The organism is Streptomyces sp. AF1A (assembly GCF_047340315.1).
Lineage (GTDB): Bacteria > Actinomycetota > Actinomycetes > Streptomycetales > Streptomycetaceae > Streptomyces.
In genome coordinates this window covers 1-1,663 of sequence record NZ_JBLEBI010000371.1, presented here as the reverse complement: position 1 = coordinate 1,663, position 1,663 = coordinate 1, and the positions used below count along the sequence as shown (strand labels likewise).

Below are 1,663 nucleotides of genomic sequence, written 5' to 3'. Positions count from 1 at the left end.
CGCCCGGCTGGTCGACGGCCTGGTGGTGGGCGCCGTCACCGCCGCCGCGGCCGTCCCGCTCGGCACCAGGGCGGTCGACCACATCCAGCAGAAGGTCGACGCGGCCAAGCTGTCCGGCCGCGAGGTCACCGTCTGGCTGCTCGACGGCACGACCGGCACCTGCCTCGGCGTCGTCCTCGCCGTTCTGCTCCTGTCCGGCGTCGTCTACGAGGTGCTGCCCACCGTCAAGTGGGGCCGCACCCTCGGCAAGAAGCTGTGCGGACTGGAGGTGCGGGACATCGAGGCGCACGAGCCGCCGACGTTCGGCCCCGCGCTGCGCCGCTGGCTGGTCTACAGCGTCCTGGGGCTGCTCGGCATCGGGGTCGTGGGCGTGCTGTGGTGCCTGTTCGACCGGCCCTGGCGGCAGTGCTGGCACGACAAGGCGGCCCACACGTTCGTCGCGGGCTGACCGGGTGACGGGCGCGTCCCCCTTACGGCCGCCCGTCGGATGCGCAGCCGGGAGACTCGGGTTCCACTCGGGCCATGACCAGCGAACCGCCCCCCGGCTCCGGAGAGCAGCCCCCCGAGGACGATCCGCTCAGGAAGCGGCCCCCGTCGGACCAGGGGCCGGGCTCGCCGTACGACGCCCCGTACGGCGGCGCCCAGCAGCCCCCGCCGCCCGGCGGTGGGCAGCAACCCCCGTACGGCGGCGGGCAACCCCCTCCCTCCGGGGGAGGACCGTACGGCGGCGGGCAACCCCCTCCCTCCGGGGGAGGACCGTACGGCGGCGGGCAACCCCCAGGGGGAGGGCCCTACGGCGGCGGGCAACCCCCTCCCCCCGGGGGAGGGCCCTACGGCGGCGGCCCCTACGGCGCCGGCGGCTACCCCGCCGACCCGCTCGCCGGCATGCCCCCGCTCGCCGACAGCGGCAAGCGGACGCTCGCGCGCATCATCGACATGATCCTGGTCGGCATCGTCGTCTGGCTGCTCACGTGGGCGTTCGGCGTGCGCGAGTACGCGGTGAACGGCGACCGCATGGAGGTCGGCCGGTCCGTCGCGCAGTCCGTCATCGCGGCCGTCCTCTACGTGGCCTACGACACCTTCATGATCACTACGTCGGGGCAGACCCTCGGCAAGAAATGGCTGCGGATGCGGGTGGCCAACCTGGACGACGGCGCCACCCCCGCGGTGCAGACCTCGCTGATCCGCGCCCTCGTGCTGTGGGTGCCGTTCGCCTTCTGCTGCGCCTGCGTCTGGACGGCCGTCTGCGGTGGCTGGAGCTTCTTCGACAAGCCCTACAAGCAGGGTCTGCACGACAAGGCGGCCAAGACGGTGGTGGTCAGCACCGGTTGAGCCGAGTCACCCCGGGCGCCCGCGGCCGAGCGGCGACTCCGTGTGCGTCACGGACCCGCCGCTCTCGTACGTCCCGGGCGCACCCGCACCCGGGTCACAGCGTCGTGGGGACGCGTTCCTCGTCCGCCACCGCCTCGGCGGGCGCGGTGGCGGCGCGCGCCGCGGTCGCGGGCACCGTCATGGCGACCAGCACGCCCAGCGCGAGTGCCGCGAGGGCGATGACGGCGATTGCGAGGCCCGAACTCGTCTGGGACAGCAGCAGCATGGCGAGCGTCGAGAAGATCACGGTGCACGAACCGTAGGCGAGCTGTGCGGCAGTCGGACGAGGCAT

General features: G+C 73.9%; 3 protein-coding genes. 2 read left to right on the top strand and 1 reads right to left on the bottom strand.

The window, feature by feature from the left end:
• Together ACLU3S_RS36915 and ACLU3S_RS36910 are read left to right on the top strand one after the other, a co-directional pair.
• Positions 1-448 (top strand): RDD family protein (locus tag ACLU3S_RS36915; RefSeq protein WP_413956342.1); only part of this gene is annotated, 448 nt, incomplete at its 5' end.
• A gap of 74 nt (positions 449-522) precedes the next feature.
• On the top strand, positions 523-1,332 hold the full coding sequence (locus tag ACLU3S_RS36910; protein WP_413956341.1) for an RDD family protein: 810 nt from the start codon (positions 523-525) through the stop codon (positions 1,330-1,332).
• A 94-nt stretch (positions 1,333-1,426) separates the two neighbouring features.
• On the opposite strand, the gene ACLU3S_RS36905 is transcribed toward ACLU3S_RS36910, so the two are convergent.
• Positions 1,427-1,663, bottom strand: a 237-nt coding sequence (locus ACLU3S_RS36905; RefSeq protein WP_413956340.1) for a hypothetical protein, incomplete at its 5' end; no start/stop codon positions are given.